Origin of the sequence: Paraburkholderia silvatlantica (genome assembly GCF_003096715.1) — a bacterium.
GTDB lineage: Bacteria > Pseudomonadota > Gammaproteobacteria > Burkholderiales > Burkholderiaceae > Paraburkholderia > Paraburkholderia silvatlantica.
This window is the reverse complement of the sequence record NZ_QEOL01000035.1, coordinates 40,968-57,582: the sequence shown is the minus strand read 5'-3', so window position 1 is coordinate 57,582 and position 16,615 is coordinate 40,968. Positions and strand designations below refer to the sequence as shown.

At 64.8% G+C, this 16,615-nt stretch carries 14 protein-coding genes and 1 pseudogene; 5 read left to right on the top strand and 10 right to left on the bottom strand.

The annotated features are described in order from the left end of the window. Positions 1 to 332: 332 nt before the first annotated feature. The 4 genes from C7411_RS33330 to C7411_RS33315 all read right to left on the bottom strand — a co-directional run bounded on the left by C7411_RS33330 (position 333) and on the right by C7411_RS33315 (position 5,821). Positions 333 to 3,323, bottom strand: coding sequence for a ribonucleoside-diphosphate reductase subunit alpha (locus C7411_RS33330; RefSeq protein WP_110388367.1), 2,991 nt, complete (start codon positions 3,321 to 3,323; stop codon positions 333 to 335). A 560-nt stretch (positions 3,324 to 3,883) separates the two neighbouring features. Then, the gene (gene ampD, locus C7411_RS33325) at positions 3,884 to 4,522 is read right to left on the bottom strand and encodes a 1,6-anhydro-N-acetylmuramyl-L-alanine amidase AmpD (protein WP_110388366.1); all 639 of its coding nucleotides are present in this window, start codon (positions 4,520 to 4,522) and stop codon (positions 3,884 to 3,886) included. After that, positions 4,519 to 4,857 carry a PP0621 family protein gene (locus C7411_RS33320; RefSeq protein WP_110388365.1) on the bottom strand — a complete coding sequence of 113 codons (339 nt, stop codon included), beginning with the start codon at positions 4,855 to 4,857 and terminating at the stop codon, positions 4,519 to 4,521. Before C7411_RS33320 ends, ampD begins: the two co-directional genes overlap by 4 nt. A 22-nt stretch (positions 4,858 to 4,879) precedes the next feature. Next, positions 4,880 to 5,821: a cytochrome C assembly family protein gene (locus C7411_RS33315; protein ID WP_110388364.1), complete on the bottom strand. Its 942-nt coding sequence runs from the start codon at positions 5,819 to 5,821 to the stop codon at positions 4,880 to 4,882. A gap of 117 nt (positions 5,822 to 5,938) precedes the next feature. Between C7411_RS33315 and ffh the strand changes: the two genes are divergently transcribed. Further along, positions 5,939 to 7,306: a signal recognition particle protein gene (gene ffh / locus C7411_RS33310; RefSeq protein ID WP_110388363.1), complete on the top strand. Its 1,368-nt coding sequence runs from the start codon at positions 5,939 to 5,941 to the stop codon at positions 7,304 to 7,306. Between the two features lie 129 nt (positions 7,307 to 7,435). Next, on the top strand, positions 7,436 to 7,987 hold the full coding sequence (locus tag C7411_RS33305; protein WP_110388362.1) for a hypoxanthine-guanine phosphoribosyltransferase: 552 nt from the start codon (positions 7,436 to 7,438) through the stop codon (positions 7,985 to 7,987). An 86-nt stretch (positions 7,988 to 8,073) separates the two neighbouring features. Here C7411_RS33305 and C7411_RS33300 read toward each other — a convergent pair whose 3' ends face one another. Together C7411_RS33300 and C7411_RS33295 are read right to left on the bottom strand one after the other, a co-directional pair. After that, positions 8,074 to 8,673 carry a MarC family protein gene (locus tag C7411_RS33300; protein WP_110388361.1) on the bottom strand — a complete coding sequence of 200 codons (600 nt, stop codon included), beginning with the start codon at positions 8,671 to 8,673 and terminating at the stop codon, positions 8,074 to 8,076. A 32-nt stretch (positions 8,674 to 8,705) separates the two neighbouring features. After that, the gene (locus tag C7411_RS33295; protein WP_110388360.1) at positions 8,706 to 10,442 is read right to left on the bottom strand and encodes a proline--tRNA ligase; all 1,737 of its coding nucleotides are present in this window, start codon (positions 10,440 to 10,442) and stop codon (positions 8,706 to 8,708) included. A gap of 265 nt (positions 10,443 to 10,707) precedes the next feature. On the opposite strand from C7411_RS33295, the pseudogene C7411_RS33285 reads away from it, so the two are divergent. Both C7411_RS33285 and C7411_RS33280 read left to right on the top strand, forming a co-directional pair. Continuing rightward, a pseudogene (locus C7411_RS33285) lies at positions 10,708 to 11,256 on the top strand (RNA pyrophosphohydrolase); the annotation flags it as partial. A 260-nt stretch (positions 11,257 to 11,516) separates the two neighbouring features. Next, positions 11,517 to 12,086 carry a CNP1-like family protein gene (locus C7411_RS33280; RefSeq protein ID WP_110388385.1) on the top strand — a complete coding sequence of 190 codons (570 nt, stop codon included), beginning with the start codon at positions 11,517 to 11,519 and terminating at the stop codon, positions 12,084 to 12,086. A 103-nt stretch (positions 12,087 to 12,189) separates the two neighbouring features. On the opposite strand, the gene proB is transcribed toward C7411_RS33280, so the two are convergent. From proB to rplU, 4 genes are all read right to left on the bottom strand, one after another. Next, entirely contained in the window at positions 12,190 to 13,308 is a 1,119-nt protein-coding gene (gene proB, locus C7411_RS33275) for a glutamate 5-kinase (RefSeq protein WP_042270350.1), read from the bottom strand. A gap of 85 nt (positions 13,309 to 13,393) precedes the next feature. After that, positions 13,394 to 14,497 (bottom strand): Obg family GTPase CgtA, encoded by a 1,104-nt coding sequence (gene cgtA / locus C7411_RS33270; protein WP_110388357.1) that lies wholly within the window; start codon positions 14,495 to 14,497, stop codon positions 13,394 to 13,396. A gap of 202 nt (positions 14,498 to 14,699) precedes the next feature. Then, positions 14,700 to 14,963, bottom strand: a complete 264-nt coding sequence (gene rpmA / locus C7411_RS33265) for a 50S ribosomal protein L27 (protein WP_042270345.1) — start codon at positions 14,961 to 14,963, stop codon at positions 14,700 to 14,702. 26 nt (positions 14,964 to 14,989) lie between these two features. Continuing rightward, positions 14,990 to 15,301 (bottom strand): 50S ribosomal protein L21, encoded by a 312-nt coding sequence (gene rplU / locus C7411_RS33260; protein ID WP_007180329.1) that lies wholly within the window; start codon positions 15,299 to 15,301, stop codon positions 14,990 to 14,992. Positions 15,302 to 15,593: 292 nt separating this feature from the next. On the opposite strand from rplU, the gene C7411_RS33255 reads away from it, so the two are divergent. Continuing rightward, a complete protein-coding gene (locus tag C7411_RS33255; RefSeq protein WP_110388356.1) occupies positions 15,594 to 16,586 on the top strand; it encodes a polyprenyl synthetase family protein in 993 nt (330 codons plus the stop codon). The last annotated feature ends 29 nt before the right edge of the window (positions 16,587 to 16,615 follow it).

Here is a 16,615-nt window from a genome sequence, read left to right as displayed (position 1 = left end):
GCGTGTGTGAAAGACGGTGTTCGCCGCGCGCTTTTCGCTCGCGCTGCGAGCGCGTTCTCACTCGCCGCTCACTACTTGCCGCGCGCGGCGCCGGAAGCTCGCGCGGCCTCAAGTCTTGTCCCTGCGAGAAACTCCAGGGATTCCTTCCTGTTGCCTCTTTCGCGTACGGCAACGCGCGTGGTGCGAGTTGCCGGGAGAGTCGGCGCGCATTGCGCGCGCCTCTTTCGTTGTTACATCCCGCTGCGACTGCCTCGACTACTGTTTACTACTGATGCTTCGGTCCTCGCACGATGCGAGCGGCGTTGCACCGCGCGCATCGTGCGCAGCCAGCTTTACTGGCAAGCCTCGCACTCTTCGAAGCCGGGGTCGCCCGGACGCATCATGCACACCGGACCCTCTGCTTCCGGCGCCGCTTCAACCGCGGCTTGCGGGGCGGCCTGCATCGTGGTCGACCCTGCTGCACCGCCGAACGCGCCGCCCGTTGCGCCGCCGAATGCGCCGCCTGCATTGCCGCCACCTTCGCCGCCCGTCGGCACGGCGTTGAGCGCGCCATGCGCAACCGTCGACTTCTCGACGTGCGTCGCCGCCATCGTGCGCAGGTAGTACGTGGTCTTCAGACCGCGCACCCATGCGAGCTTGTAGATCTCGTCGAGCTTCTTGCCCGACGCGCCCGCCATGAAGATGTTCAGCGACTGCGCCTGGTCGATCCACTTCTGACGACGCGATGCGGCTTCGACGAGCCACGTCGGGTCGACTTCGAACGCCGTTGCATACACAGCGCGTAGATCGGCCGGCACGCGGTCGATGCGCGAAAGCATGCCGTCGAAGTACTTCAGGTCGGCGACCATGACTTCGTCCCACAGGCCGCGCGCCTTCAGGTCGCGCACCAGGTAGTCGTTCACCACCGTGAATTCGCCCGAGAGGTTCGACTTCACGTAGAGGTTCTGGAACGTCGGCTCGATGCAAGGCGACACGCCGATGATGTTCGAGATGGTCGCGGTCGGCGCGATCGCGATGCAGTTCGAATTGCGCATGCCGTGCGTCGCGATGCGCTCGCGCAGCGCCGTCCAGTCCATCGACTCGCTCGAGTCGACTTCGACGTAGCCGCCGCGCGCTTCGGCGAGCAGCTTGAGCGTGTCCTGCGGGAGGATGCCGCGATCCCACAGCGAGCCGCGGTAGGTCGAGTAGCGCCCTCGCTCGGCTGCCAGCTCCGTCGACGCCCAGTACGCGTAGTAGCAGACGGCTTCCATCGAGCGGTCGGCGAACTCCACGGCTTCCTGCGAAGCAAACGGCGTGCGCAGAACGTGCAGGCAGTCCTGGAAGCCCATGATGCCCATGCCCACCGGACGGTGCTTCAGGTTCGAGTTGCGCGCCTTCGACACCGCGTAGTAGTTGATGTCGATGACGTTGTCGAGCATGCGCATCGCCACGCTGATGGTGCGCTTGAGCTTGTCGTGGTCGAGCGCGTACGTGCCGTCGGCCTGCTCCACCATGTGCGCGACGAGGTTCACCGAGCCCAGGTTACACACGGCGATTTCGCTGTCGCTCGTGTTCAGCGTGATTTCCGTGCACAGGTTCGACGAGTGGACGACGCCCACGTGCTGCTGCGGCGAGCGGATGTTGCACGGATCCTTGAACGTGATCCACGGGTGACCCGTTTCGAACAGCATGCCGAGCATCTTGCGCCACAGTTGCGCGGCCGGCAGCTTCTTGAACAGCTTGATCTCGCCGCGCGCGACTTTCTCTTCGTAAGCCGTGTAAGCCTGCTCGAACTCGGCGCCGAACTTGTCGTGCAGATCGGGGCAGGTCGAGGGCGAGAAGAGCGTCCAGTCGCCGCCTTCCATCACGCGCTTCATGAACAGGTCGGGAATCCAGTTCGCCGTGTTCATGTCGTGGGTGCGGCGGCGGTCGTCGCCCGTGTTCTTGCGCAGCTCGAGGAATTCTTCGATGTCGAGGTGCCACGATTCCAGGTAGGCGCACACCGCGCCCTTGCGCTTGCCGCCCTGGTTCACGGCCACAGCCGTGTCGTTCACGACCTTCAGGAACGGAACCACGCCTTGCGACTTGCCGTTGGTGCCCTTGATGTGCGAACCGAGCGCGCGCACGCGCGTCCAGTCGTTGCCCAGACCGCCGGCGAACTTCGAGAGCAGCGCGTTGTCCTTGAGCGCTTCGTAGATGCCGTCGAGGTCGTCGGCAACCGTCGTGAGGTAGCACGACGAGAGCTGCGAGCGGTGCGTGCCCGAATTGAACAGCGTGGGCGTGGATGACATGAAGTCGAACGACGAGAGCACGTTGTAGAACTCGATCGCGCGCGCTTCGCGGTCGATCTCGTTGAGCGAGAGGCCCATCGCGACGCGCATGAAGAATGCCTGAGGCATTTCGATGCGCGTGCCGTGCACGTGCAGGAAGTAGCGGTCGTAGAGCGTTTGCAGGCCGAGGTAGCCGAACTGCAGGTCGCGGTTCGCGTCGAGCGCGTTGCCGAGACGCTTGAGGTCGAACTGCTGCAGCTTGTCGTCGAGCAGGCCCGCTTCCACGCCGCGCTTGATGAACTGCGGGAAGTAGTCGGCGTAGCGCACGGCCATTTCGGCTTGCGTCACTTCCTCTTCGAGAATTTCGCGACGGATCGTGTGGAGCAGGATGCGCGAGGTCACCTGGCTATACGCCGGGTCCTTTTCGATCATCGTGCGCGCAGCGAGGATGGCCGAGTCGTAGACCTGGCTCATCGGCACGCCGTCGTACAGATTCTTCACCGTCTCCGCGACGATCGGCTCGGCGTTGACCGCATCGCCGAGACCGTCGCACGACGAGTCGATCAGCGCGCGCAGCGCACGCATGTCGAGCGGGCGCGTCACGCCGTTGTCCGTGACGTTGATGCCGGGCGCCGCGGGCGCTGCCGTCTCCACCGCGTGCGCGCGCTCCTGGTTGCGCTTCTCGCGATACAGCACGTAGGCGCGCGCGACGTTGTGCTCGCCGCCGCGCATCAGCGCGAGTTCGACCTGATCCTGGATGTCTTCGATGTGGAACGTGCCGCCGTTCGGACGGCTGCGCACGAGTGCGCGCACGACGTTCTGCGTGAGCTGCTCGACGAGCTCGCGAATGCGCGCCGACGCCGCGCCCTGGCCGCCGTTCACGGCGAGGAAAGCCTTCGTCATCGCGATCGCGACTTTCGAAGGTTCGAACGACACCACGCTACCGTTGCGGCGAATCACCTTGTGGTCGGCGAACTGCTGCGCGCTCGTCTGGCCGTCCTGCGGTTGGCCACCCAGCGTGTGCGCGGCAGGCGCGCCTTCATACCGGGTCGAGACGTTATCGGTCGTTTGCATGTGCAAAGCTCCTGGGTCCTGGAAAGGTGCGAAGAGAGTTCGCGGATTAGTACGGACGCCGACGCCGCGCCCCCGAGTGCGCGATCGATCGGGCAGAGAAAAAAGTCCAGCCTGGCGAGGCTGCCGGATGCGACAAGGCAGATGAATCACGGACTGCTTCGGTCTTCATCGTGGATGTCGCGATCATTGGCTGTACCTTCTCTCTCGATTACAGCCGGTGCGCCGGTTCTCTCGGCCGACGGCACCGTACAAAGTTTCTGTTTTTTCTATGCCGGTAACGCGCGCGGCGCCGTGCTCGTGAAGCGGGGCGCCGCGGTACAACACAACATATGGTGTGAAGCCTTGTTTCGGGTACCAAGTATAGTGGAAGAAACAGTACGATCAAACGGCTTTTTTTTGCTGGTCCTATCTTGACAAGGCCACAAGGCAAGCCACGCGGGGCCTGGCGGCGAATGCCCCTGCGAGTGGTCTGCGCGGCGCGCGCGAAGACCCTGCGTTTGCGCGCAAGAGGTGCTTATTTCTTGTGCAGCCGGGAGGGTTTGTGCAGGCGCTCGAGCGTGTCACGACGCCGCGTTCTGCGCGCCGCGCCCCTGGATATAGGGGAAGCTCGCATCGGCGAGCTGCGTATCGTGTTTGAGGCGCGCCCAGTCGAAGTGCGGGCCGGGGTCGGTCTTGCGCCCGGGCGCGATGTCCGAATGGCCGGCCAGCGCCTCGATCGGATAGTGCGCGACGAGCGCCTTCACGAGCGCGGCGAGCGTGGCGTACTGCGGCGCCTCGAAGGCCGTCGTGTCGCTGCCTTCCAGCTCGATGCCGATGGCGAAATCGTTGCAGCGCTCGCGCCCGAAGAAGCTCGACGCGCCCGCGTGCCACGCGCGCTCGTCGCATGAGACGAACTGCTCGAGCGCGCCGTCGCGATGAATGACGAAATGCGCCGAGACGCGCACGCCGCGCAGGTTGGCGTCGAAGTACGGATGCGCGTCGCAGTCGAGGCGGTTGAGAAAAAGATCGGCGATCTCTGGCCCGCCGAAAACGTTGGGCGGCAGGCTGATGTTGTGGACGACGATGAGCGTCGGCACGGCGCCTTGCGGGCGGGCCTCGAAGTTAGGCGAAGGCAGGCGGCGCGCGCCGGACACCCAGCCCTGCGCGTCGACTTCGTACGCGCGCGACACTGGCAAACCTGGCGATGCAGCAGCGCTCATCGTGCGGGGCGATCCTGGGCCGTGGTGCGCGCGTCGTAGGCACGCGCGTGCTCGGAACTGCAGAACGAGCGCGCACCGACATTCACCGATTCGCTGCGCGGCGCATGCACGCCGCACTCGGCGCAGCGGACCATCGGCTCGGGCAGCGCAGCCTTGCCGTTCGCACCGCCATCGGCGTTGCGTGCGGCGCCCTGCCCCGGCTGTGCGCCTTGTCCCGGCTGTGCGCCTTGCCCCGGTTGGGCACCGGGCCGCGACTGCGTCTGCGCACGGCGCAGCGCCTTGACGAACCACTGCCCGACCACGAACAGCAGCACGAGGAGAAAAATCTGTCTCATCGGAATACGCGACTCAAACGACTCAAACCACAGGGCGGTGCAGCAGCACCTCGAAGACGAACCGGCTGCCCACGTAAGCGAGCAGCAAGGCGATGAACGATGCGATCACCCAGCGTAACGCAGCGCGGCCGCGCCAGCCGGAAATCTTGCGCGCGGTAAGCAGCGCGCCGAACATCAGCCACGAAAGAATCGCGAAGACGGTCTTGTGATCGAGCGAGAGCGGCCGGTCGATCAACTGCTCGCTGAACACGATGCCCGAGACGAGCGTGGCCGTGAGCAGCACGAAGCCCGCGCCGATCAGGCGGAACAGCAGCTTTTCCATCGTGAGGAGGGGCGGCAACGTCTCGATCCAGTTCGAGAGCCAGCCGCCGCCGCGATTGCTCGCGTTGCGCTGGAAGCCGGCGCCCTTCAGGGCATGCAGCCGGCGCTCGACGGCGAGCATCAGCACCGCATGCAACGCGGCGATCGCAAAGAGCCCATAGGCGACGTTCGCGATGACGAAGTGCAGCTTGAACATCGGCGCGGCCGCGTAGGGCAGCACCCGCACGCCGCCGAACACGAGCGGCAGGATCGACGCGACGGCCGCCAACGGCAGCAGCAGGAGACGCAGGCCGTCGAGCGCAAAGAAAAAGCTCTCGATCCAGTAGATGCCCGCACCGAGCCAGAACATGGCCGACAACGCGAAGGCAAAGCCGAACACCATTTCATTGGCGGGGAAGATCGTCATGTGCAGCAGCACGCCGTGCGCGGCGAGCGCGACGAAGAGCAGCGCGCGGGAAAGCGGGCCGAAGGTCCGCGCGCGCAAGGCGTCGCCACCCAAGCCCGCCCCTGCGCCGAGCGTCACCGGAACGGGCGGCACGCTGCCGAGCAGCGGCGCGGTGCCCGCGCGGCGCAGCGCGCGCCAGTCGGCGGCACACAATCCGCCGTACAGGAGCACGGTGAGGGCATACAGTACAATATCCATGTTCGAAGTTTACTATAGGCCCCCTGGCCGCGCGGCAAACACACAGAAGCGCGGCGAAACGCGGCGCATTCCCGTTTTTGCGCGCGCGGGCCGGGCCGCACTGCTCACCGCCTCCCCATGCTCGACAATCTCACTCAACGGATGGCGCGCGTCGTCAAGACGCTGCGCGGCGAAGCCCGGCTGACCGAAGCCAATACGCAGGAAATGCTGCGCGAGGTGCGTCTCGCCCTGCTCGAAGCGGACGTGGCGCTGCCCGTCGTGCGCGAATTCATCGCCAAGGTGAAGGAGAAGGCGCTCGGCGAGGAAGTGATCGCAAGCCTCTCGCCGGGCCAGGCGCTCGTCGGCGTGGTGCAGCGCGAGCTGACCGCCGTGATCGGCGGCGACTACGAGGGGAAGGCCGCCGAACTCGATCTCGCCGTCACGCCGCCTGCCGTCATCCTCATGGCGGGTCTGCAGGGCGCCGGTAAAACCACCACCACCGGCAAGCTCGCCAAGCTCCTGCGCGAGAAGTACAGGAAGAAGGTCCTCACCGTTTCGTGCGACGTCTACCGCCCTGCCGCTATCGCGCAGTTGAAGACGGTGACGGAGCAGGTCGGCGCCGACTTCTTCCCCTCGCAGCCGGACCAGAAGCCCGTCGAGATCGCCGCCGCGGCGGTCGACTGGGCGAGGCGCCACTATCACGACGTGCTGCTCGTCGACACAGCCGGCCGCCTCGGTATCGACGAGGCGATGATGAACGAGATCACCGCGCTGCACGCGTCGCTCAAGCCGGCTGAGACGCTCTTCGTGGTGGACGCGATGCTCGGTCAGGACGCGGTCAACACCGCGAAGGCGTTCAACGACGCCCTGCCGCTCACCGGCGTCGTGCTCACCAAGCTCGATGGCGACTCGCGCGGCGGCGCGGCGCTTTCCGTGCGTCACATCACGGGCAAGCCGATCAAGTTCGTCGGCGTTGCCGAAAAGCTCGACGGCCTCGAGGTGTTCCACCCGGACCGCATGGCGAACCGTATTCTCGGCATGGGCGACATTCTCGCGCTCGTCGAGGAAGCGCAGCGCGGCGTGGATGTTCAAGCCGCGCAAAAGCTCGCCGACAAGGTCAAGAAGGGCGGCGACTTCGACCTCAACGACTTCCGCGCGCAACTCACGCAGATGAAGAGCATGGGCGGCCTGTCGTCGCTCATGGACAAGCTGCCCGCGCAGTTCCAGCAGGCGGCCTCGGGTGCCGACATGGGCCAGGCCGAGAAGCAGATGCGCCGCATGGAAGGCATCATCAACTCGATGACGCCCGCCGAGCGCGCCAAGCCCGAACTCATCAAGGCCACGCGCAAGCGCCGCATTGCGGCGGGCGCGGGCGTGCAGGTTCAGGAAGTGAACCGCATGCTCAACCAGTATGAGCAGATGCGCACCATGATGAAGAAGCTCAAGGGCGGCAATCTGCAAAAGATGATGCGCGGCATGAAGGGCATGATGCCCGGCATGCGTTGATCCTGCGGGCCGCGCGGCGGCCCCGCTCGACGCGGCGCACGACGGACCCAATGCGCGGGTTTATGCTGTAGCGCGCGCCGCCGTAATTTTCCACACTTCAGTAGCGACCGCTACCTTCCCGCCAGAGTCATGAATCGCGAAGAAGCCCTGCACATTTTCCGCCACTCCGAAGAGATCGTTTCGGAGGGCGACGTCAATGCGTCGATCGGCCGGATGGCCGAAGCCATCCGCGCCGAGATCAGCGAGGACTTCCCGCTCGTGCTCTCGGTGATGGGCGGCGCCGCCGTGTTCACCGGCATGCTGCTGCCGCACCTCGACTTCCCGCTCGAGTTCGACTACATCCACCTCACGCGCTACCGCAACGCGATCAAGGGCAGCGCCGAGATGCAGTGGCGCGTGGCGCCGCGCGAGTCGGTCAAGGACCGAGTGGTGCTCGTGCTCGACGACATCCTCGACGAAGGCGAGACCATGGCGGCGATTCGCGACCGCATCATGGACATGGGTGCGAAGCGTTTCCTTTCGGCCGTGCTGTGCGAGAAGACGCTCACGAAGGCCAAGCCGCTGTATCCCGACTACTGCGGCTTTTCGGTGCCGGACCGCTACGTGTTTGGCTGCGGCATGGACGCCAAGGGTTACTGGCGCAATCTGCCGACTATCCGCGCGCTGACCGAAGGCGCGTGAAGCGCGCGTCGGCCTTTTGACGCACCATCGAAAAAGCAGCCCGCGGGCTGCTTTTTTGTTGCCTGCGACGCCCGCTCTACGCGGCATCAGAGGTGATGCACGAAGTTGGCGATGCCCGCGAGGATCATTTCCACCGATATCGCCACGAGCACGAGGCCCATCAGGCGCTCGAAGGCCGTCACGACGCGCTCGCCGAGCCACTGCTGGATGCGTTCCGCCATCACCAGCACGACCGCGCAGATCACCATCGTCACGACGAGCGCGGCGACCCATTCGTAGAGTTTGCCGGGTGCCTGCGAGGTGAGCAGCATGACCGTGGCGAGCGCCGAAGGCCCCGCCAGCGCGGGAATGGCGAGCGGCACGATGAGCGGCTCGCCGCCCTTGTCGCCGCCGCCGAACGGGCCGCCCGGATGCGGAAAGATCATGCGCAGCGCAATGAGGAACAGCACGATGCCGCCGCCGATGCGCAGCGAGGTATCGGTGAGCCCCATCATGCGCAGGAAGCTGTTGCCGGCGACCATGAAGACGAGCAGGATCACGAACGCAATCGCGACCTCGCGCAGGATCACGATCGCGCGGCGCTGCTTGGCAACGCCGCGCAGGCAACTGATGAAGAGCGGAATATTACCGAGCGGGTCGGTGATGAGGAGCAGCAGGACCGTAGCGGACAGAAAACTGTACTGCACGCTCGCAGCGCTCCTTTAACCGGGATGGACCGTTAAACCGCGAGCGCCGCGCGGACCTTCTGCGCCACCGTCTGCGCGGCCTCGTCGGCTGCGAGCAGCGTCGCTTCGGTATCGCGGCGGCCCTGGTACTCGATCTTGCCGTCCTTCAGGCCGCGCTCGCCGATCACGAGACGATGCGGCACGCCGATCAGTTCCCAGTCGGCGAACATCACGCCCGGGCGCTCGCCGCGGTCGTCGAGGATCACGTCCACGCCCGCTTCGAGCAGTTCGTCGTAGACGCGCTCGGCGTGCTCGCGCACGAGCTCGCTGCGGTCCATGCCCATCGGGCACACGACAACCTGGAACGGCGCGATCGACTCAGGCCAGATGATGCCCTTCTCGTCGAAGTTCTGCTCGATGGCTGCACCGAGAATACGCGTGATGCCAATGCCGTAGCAGCCCATCTGCATCGGCGCGGGCTTGCCGTTTTCGGCGAGGAACGTGGCGTTCATCGCTTCCGAATACTTCGTGCCGAGCTGGAACACGTGGCCCACTTCGATGCCGCGGCAGATGTCGATCACGCCCTTGCCGTCCGGCGAGGGATCGCCCTTCTTCACGTTGCGGATGTCGGCGACGACCGGCTCCGGCAGGTCGCGGCCCCAGTTCACGCCCGTGGTGTGGAAATCGACTTCGTTCGTGCCCACCACGAAATCGCTCATGTTCGCGACCGTGCGATCGGCGATCACCCTGACCGGCTTCTTCGTGTTCAGCGGTCCGAGGTAGCCCGGGGGCGTACCGAACCACTCGACGATTTCCGCTTCGGTCGCGAAGCGAAAGCCGCTCAGGCCTTCGAGCTTGCCGGCCTTGATCTCGTTCAGGTCGTGGTCGCCGCGCAGCATCAGCAGCCAGATCGTGGGCTCGGCGCCTTCGTTGTCCGTCGCGAGGATGATCGACTTGATGGTGCTTTCGAGCGGGATGCCGAGCAGCTCGGCGACTGCCTCGCACTTGGCCGCGCCGGGCGTGGGCGTCTTCGTGAGCGCCTGGGTGGGTGCGCCGCGCTGCGCGATGAGCGGCAGCGCTTCGGCGGCTTCGACGTTGGCCGCGAAGTCCGAGGTCGGGCAATAGGCGATGTCGTCTTCGCCCGTTTCCGCGATCACGTGGAATTCGTGCGAGCCGCTGCCGCCGATCGAGCCGTTGTCGGCCGCGACTGCACGGAATTGCAGGCCAAGACGCGTGAAGATGCGCACGTAAGCGTCGTACATCTTCTGGTACGAAAGCTTGAGCCCTTCGACGTCCTTATCGAACGAGTACGCATCCTTCATGATGAATTCGCGCCCGCGCATCACGCCAAAACGGGGACGGATTTCGTCGCGGAACTTCGTCTGCACCTGATAGAAGTTCACCGGCAGCTGCCGATAGCTCTTGATCTGGCCACGCGCGATGTCGGTGACGACCTCTTCGTGCGTCGGGCCCATCACGAAGTCACTCTGCTTGCGATCCTTGAAGCGCAGCAGTTCCGGCCCGTATTGTTCCCAGCGACCCGATTCCTGCCACAGCTCGGCCGGCTGCACGGCCGGCATGAGCAGTTCGATGGCGCCGGCGCGGTTCATTTCCTCGCGCACGATCTGCTCGACCTTGCGGATCGAACGCAGGCCGATCGGCAGATAGTTGTAAATGCCGCCGGCGACGCGACGGATCATGCCCGCGCGAACCATCAGCTTGTGGCTGACGATTTCCGCGTCAGCGGGCGCTTCCTTCAGGGTGCCGATAAAGAAACGGGAGGCTTTCATTCAAATTATCCAAAAGCGGCGGCCCGGTGCAGACCGCCCGAAGAAGTGACCAACGGAGGAGTTCACGAACTCGCCATTATGACAACGCGCCGCGAGCCGCGCCGATAACGCCGGCCAGATTCCAGGCCGATCGCGCCCCGAGGCTGTTTTGCGCGGCCGTGGCCATTCGCTCGACTTTCCGGATGGCGGGTCACGGACGGCGGGTGCGTGAGGGCCGTTATCTGTTTATAATCAAAGCAATTTTAAAGGATTCGAAGGTGGTTGTATGCTGGATCGTGAGGGGTTTCGCCCGAACGTCGGCATCATCCTCTTGAACGCGCGAAACGAGGTGTTTTGGGGCAAGCGGGTTCGCGAACATTCCTGGCAGTTTCCGCAAGGGGGCATCAAGTATGGTGAAACCCCCATGCAGGCAATGTTTCGGGAGTTGCACGAAGAAACCGGTTTGCATCCGGAGCACGTCAAGATCGTCGGTCGCACACGCGACTGGTTGCGTTATGAGGTGCCGGACAAGTTCATCAAGCGCGAAGTGCGCGGCCATTATCGCGGCCAGAAACAGATCTGGTTTCTGCTGCGCATGGTCGGGCGCGACTGCGATATCTGCCTGCGGGCAACGGAGCATCCGGAGTTCGATGCGTGGCGCTGGAATGAATACTGGGTGCCGCTCGAAGCGGTCATCGAGTTCAAGCGCGACGTCTATCAGCTTGCGCTGACCGAGCTCTCGCGCTTCCTGCGCCGGCCCGCGCCGCGCCAGGAACGCCTGGGCGTACAGGCTCACGAGGTGCGCTACCCGCGCATCGTGACGTCGGCGCACGCGGACGCGGTGCACGCCGAGCCGTATGAGGCCGCGCCGGAGGGCGCACCCGAACGTACGCCGCGTACGCCGATCGAAAGCGATTGCGCGTCGGCGCAGAGTATCATCGAGCCTGCGCAGGACGAGCAGGATCAAGGGGCTTGAGCCAACGCAAAGAACGCCCGAACCGGCGGGGCCCGGCGCATCGCGCGCCGGGCCCCGCCGGTTCGCATTCGCGGCGCAGTTCGTTCGCAACGCGCGCCCGTGCTTCGAGGAAAACCAATTTGAAACGATTTGCTCTTGCTGCGGCATGCGCCGCAGGCGGTGTACTGCTTGTGTCAGGACTGGCCGCGTGCTCCAGTTCCGGTCCCACGAACAAGGACGACAGCACGTTTGTCTACCTTCTGGACCGCAAGGGCGAATGGCAGGAAAACAAGCTCGAGGGCCTGCCGCCGCTGCCGCAGGCCGGCGCGACGCTGCTGCCGTTCGACGTCTCGAACAATTCGCCGCTCAAGTTCGCCGTCGATCCTGCTTCGGTCACGGTCGGCACGGACGGCGTCGTGCGCTACACGATCGTCATCACGAGCCCGAGCGGCGCGCGCAACGTGAACTACGAAGGGATTCGCTGCGACACTTACGAGTGGCGCCTCTATGCGAGCCTCGACGCCGATCACAACGGCTGGGACCAGACCGTCGCGAACAACTGGTCGCGCATCGAGAACGGCACGCTCAATGCGTACCAGTCGAGGCTGTATCAGGACTACTTCTGCGCCAACAAGATGCCGATCGCGAAGGCGCCGACCATCATCGAAAATCTGCGCTACGGCCGCACGCAGTCGACGCTGGTACGTTAAGCCGTGCCAGTCGTGCTGGGGTGGGCATGAAAAAAGCCGCTGTGGCCACAGGCCACAGCGGCTTTTTAACTTCTGGCGAAGCGCGGCTGGCTGGAAACGGCCGTCAAACCAGCACGAGATTGTCCCGGTGGATCAGTTCCGGCTCGAGCATATAGCCCAGGATGCCCTCGATCTCGCCGCTCGGATGGCGCTGGATCAGCTTCGTTTCCGCGCTGCTGTAGTTGGTGAGCCCGCGCGCCACTTCCACACCCGCGCCGTTCAGGCAAGCGATGACTTCACCGCGTGCGAACGCGCCCTGCACGCCGGTCACGCCGATCGGCAGCAGGCTCTTGCCGTCCGCCGTGAGCTTCTGCACCGCGCCGTCGTCGATCACGACGTGGCCGCGCACCTGCAGGTGGTCGGCCATCCACTGCTTGCGCGCCGCCATGCGCGCCGTGCGAGCGATGAGCTGCGTGCCGATCGCCTCGCCCGCCGCGAGGCGCACGAGCACTTGCGCTTCACGCCCGCTCGCGATCACCGTGTTCGCGCCGCTATGCGCGGCGCGCTTGGCCGCGAGGATCTTGGTGAGCATGCCGCCGCGACCGATGCTCGAGCCGGCGCCGCCCGCCATTGCCTCGAGCTCCGGCTTGCCTGCGTCCGCCTCCTGGACAAGCGTTGCGCTCGGGTCCTTGCGCGGATCGGCCGTATAAAGGCCGCTCTGGTCGGTGAGGATGATGAGCGCGTCGCCTTCGATCAGGTTCGCGACGAGCGCGCCGAGCGTGTCGTTGTCGCCGAACTTGATTTCGTCGGTGACCACGGTGTCGTTCTCGTTGATGATCGGCACGACGCCGAGGCGCAGCAGCGTGAGCAACGTGGAGCGCGCGTTGAGATAGCGTTCGCGGTCGGCCAGGTCGGCGTGCGTGAGCAGGATCTGCGCAGTGCGGATGTCATGCTCGGCAAAGCGGCTTTCGTAGACCTGCGCGAGCCCCATCTGCCCGACAGCCGCGGCAGCCTGAAGCTCGTCGATCTCGCGCGGCCGCTTCGTCCAGCCGAGCCGTTGCATGCCTTCGGCGATCGCGCCCGAACTCACGAGCACGACTTCCTTGCCCTGCGCACGCAGCGCCGCAATTTGCGCGGCCCAGCGGCCGATTGCCGCATGATCGAGCCCGCGGCCGTCGTTGGTGACGAGGCTCGAACCGACTTTCACTACCAGACGCCGCGAATCGGCGATGACGGAACGCATGCTGCGCGGTCTCCCAAATGACTGATGACGCGTGAAGTTTCCTTAGCGCGGCCTGCGCGGCTCGCGTGCCGGCCGGTGCGGCGAATTACTCCTGTGGCTGCTGCGCGTTCCCGCCCTGCCCTTCGCGGAAGCGCACGTCGGAGGCGAGGTCTTCGGCTTCGGCCGCACGGCGCGCGTCCGAGTGCGCGGAAACGTAGTCGTACACCGCGTAGCACAGGTTTTCGCAGCCCTGCCCTGTGAGCGCGGAAATCTCGAACACGGGACCGTCCCACTCGAAGCGCTTCACAAAGTCGGCAATGCGCCCGGCGCGCTCTTCCTCCGGCACCATGTCGAGCTTGTTCAGCACGAGCCAGCGCGGCTTTTCATAGAGCGTCTCGTCGTACTTGCGCAACTCGCCGACGATCGCCTTCGCCTCGGCAACCGGATCGACGCTTTCGTCGAAGGGTGCAAGGTCGACCAGATGCAGCAGCAAATTCGTGCGCTGCAGGTGGCGCAGGAACTGGTGACCGAGGCCCGCGCCTTCGGCGGCGCCTTCGATCAGGCCCGGAATATCGGCGATCACGAAGCTCTTGCTCGGCCCCACGCGCACCACGCCCAGATTCGGCGCAAGCGTCGTGAACGGGTAGTCGGCAATCTTGGGCTTCGCGTTCGAGACTGAGGCGATGAACGTGGACTTGCCCGCGTTCGGCATGCCGAGCAGGCCGACGTCGGCCAGCACCTTCAGCTCCAGCTTGAGCATGCGGCGCTCGCCGGGCTTGCCGTCGGTCTTCTGACGCGGCGCGCGGTTCGTGGACGACTTGAAATGCAGGTTGCCGAGGCCGCCCGCGCCGCCCTTCGCAACCATCACCTGCTGCTCGTGCTCGGTCAGGTCGGCGATCAGTTCGCCCGTTTCCAGGTCGGTGATGACCGTGCCCACCGGCATGCGCAGCGTGATGTCGTCGCCGCCCTTGCCGTAGCAGTCGGAGCCGCGGCCATTCTCGCCGTTGCGCGCCTGATGCTTCTTCGTGTAGCGGTAATCGATGAGGGTGTTGATGTTGCGGTCCCCGACTGCGTAGACGCTGCCGCCGCGCCCGCCGTCACCGCCGTCCGGCCCGCCGAACGGGACGAACTTCTCGCGTCGCATCGACGCGCTGCCATCGCCCCCATCGCCGGCGATGACTTCGATCTTCGCTTCGTCAATGAACTTCATGAGTTACTCCGTCCCGTGAATGTCGATATTTTGCCCGCCATGGCCGAAACTGGCCAACCTGGCCGAACGGCCAACGACGCCCGCGAAGTCAAATCGAAGCCTGTTACGACCCCGAAAGATTGCGGGTAAATAAAAAGGCCCCGCAAACTTCGCGGGGCCTTTCCTTGCGTCGCGTGTAGCCCGCTCTCGAGCGGTCTAAAGCTCAGGCCGCTGCCGGGACGACGTTGACCGTGTGCTTGTTGGCTGCGCCCTTGGTCGTGAACGAGACATGACCGTCGACCAGCGCGTAGAGCGTGTGGTCCTTGCCGATGCCGACGTTGTTGCCCGGGTGCATGCGCGTGCCGCGCTGGCGAACGATGATGCCGCCGGCGAGGATGGCCTGGCCGCCGTACACCTTCACGCCAAGTCGTTTCGACTCTGAGTCGCGGCCGTTACGTGACGACCCGCCTGCCTTTTTGTGTGCCATTTGTTTGCTCCTTTACCTGCGTGCGCTTACGCGTTGATCGCGTCGATGCGCAGTTCGGTGTAGTTCTGGCGGTGGCCGCCATGCTTCTGGTAGTGCTTCCGGCGACGCATCTTGAAGATGGTCACTTTGGCGTGCCGACCTTGCGACACAACGGTGGCCTTGACGGAAGCCCCACTCACCAGCGGCGTACCGAACTTAATCGATTCGCCTTCGCCCACTGCGAGAACCTGGTCGAGCGTGATTTCTGCGTCAATGTCAGCCGGTATCTGTTCTACTTTAAGTTTTTCGCCAACGGCAACCTTGTACTGCTTGCCGCCGGTTTTTATGACCGCGTACATTGAGAACCTCACTCTTCAATAATTTCGGGACACACTGCGCGCCCGAAACCTTAGATTATACATAGAGTTAGCTGCGCGGTCAAAAGGTGTGCAAGACCATTGCGCGGGTGCGCGCGAGGGATAGGGAGCCTGTCGGACGGGCTCCAGGGCTATGCGCACGGCATAGCGCCAGCATCCATGCGCCCGTGCGGGCCGCGAGAAAATAGAGGGAACCATCGGCACGGCAGCAGCGGAGCGTCCGGCATGCAGTCGATTCGCCTTATAATCCGCGGCACTACCCCTATTTGCCATCATGTCGTCCACCGCCACCCCATCCCCCAGCGCAGCGACCCTGCTTGCCCCCATCGCCAGTGACATGGAGCAGGTGAATCGTGTCATCCGGCAGAGCCTGGCGTCCGAGGTGATGCTGATCAACCAGATCTCCGAGTACATCATCGGCGCGGGCGGCAAGCGGCTGCGTCCGGCTCTCCTGCTGATGGTGGCCGGCGCGCTTGGCGACCACGGCACGCAGCGCCATGTGCTCGCGGCGGTCGTCGAGTTCATTCACACGGCGACCCTCCTGCACGACGACGTCGTCGACGAATCGGACCTGCGGCGCGGCCGCCAGACAGCCAATGCCCTCTTCGGCAACGCCGCCAGCGTACTGGTGGGCGATTACCTGTATTCGCGCTCGTTCGAGATGATGGTGGGCGTCGGCAAGATGCGCGTGATGGAAATCCTGTCCGCCGCCACGACGATCATTTCCGAGGGTGAAGTCCTGCAGCTCCTGAACATGCACGACGCCGACGTGGACACCGACCGCTACATGCGGGTGATCCGCTACAAGACCGCCAAGCTTTTCGAAGCCGCGGCGCAACTCGGTGCGGTGCTTTCGGGGGCGGATGCACGCACCGAGGAAGCCGCGGCCGAGTACGGGAGGCGCATCGGCACCGCATTCCAGATCATGGACGACTGGCTCGACTACACGGGCACGCCCGAATCGATGGGCAAGAACGCCGGCGACGACCTGCGCGAAGGCAAGCCCACGCTGCCGCTCATCTGGCTGATCGAACACGGCACAGCGGCGGAAGCCGCGCTCGCACGCGAAGCGATCGAGCAAGGCGGCACGACGCGCTTCGACGAAATCTTCGCGGCGATCACGCGCTCGGGAGCGCTCGAGCACACGCTGCAATGCGCGCGCACCGAGGCCCAGGCCGCCGCCGATGCGATTTCAGCGTTCCCCCCTTCCATTTACAAAGATAGCCTGCTAGAATTATGTTCTTACTCGACGACGCGTCAGTCTTGAAAAAGACAAAGCGGGTTGTGGAGTCCAGC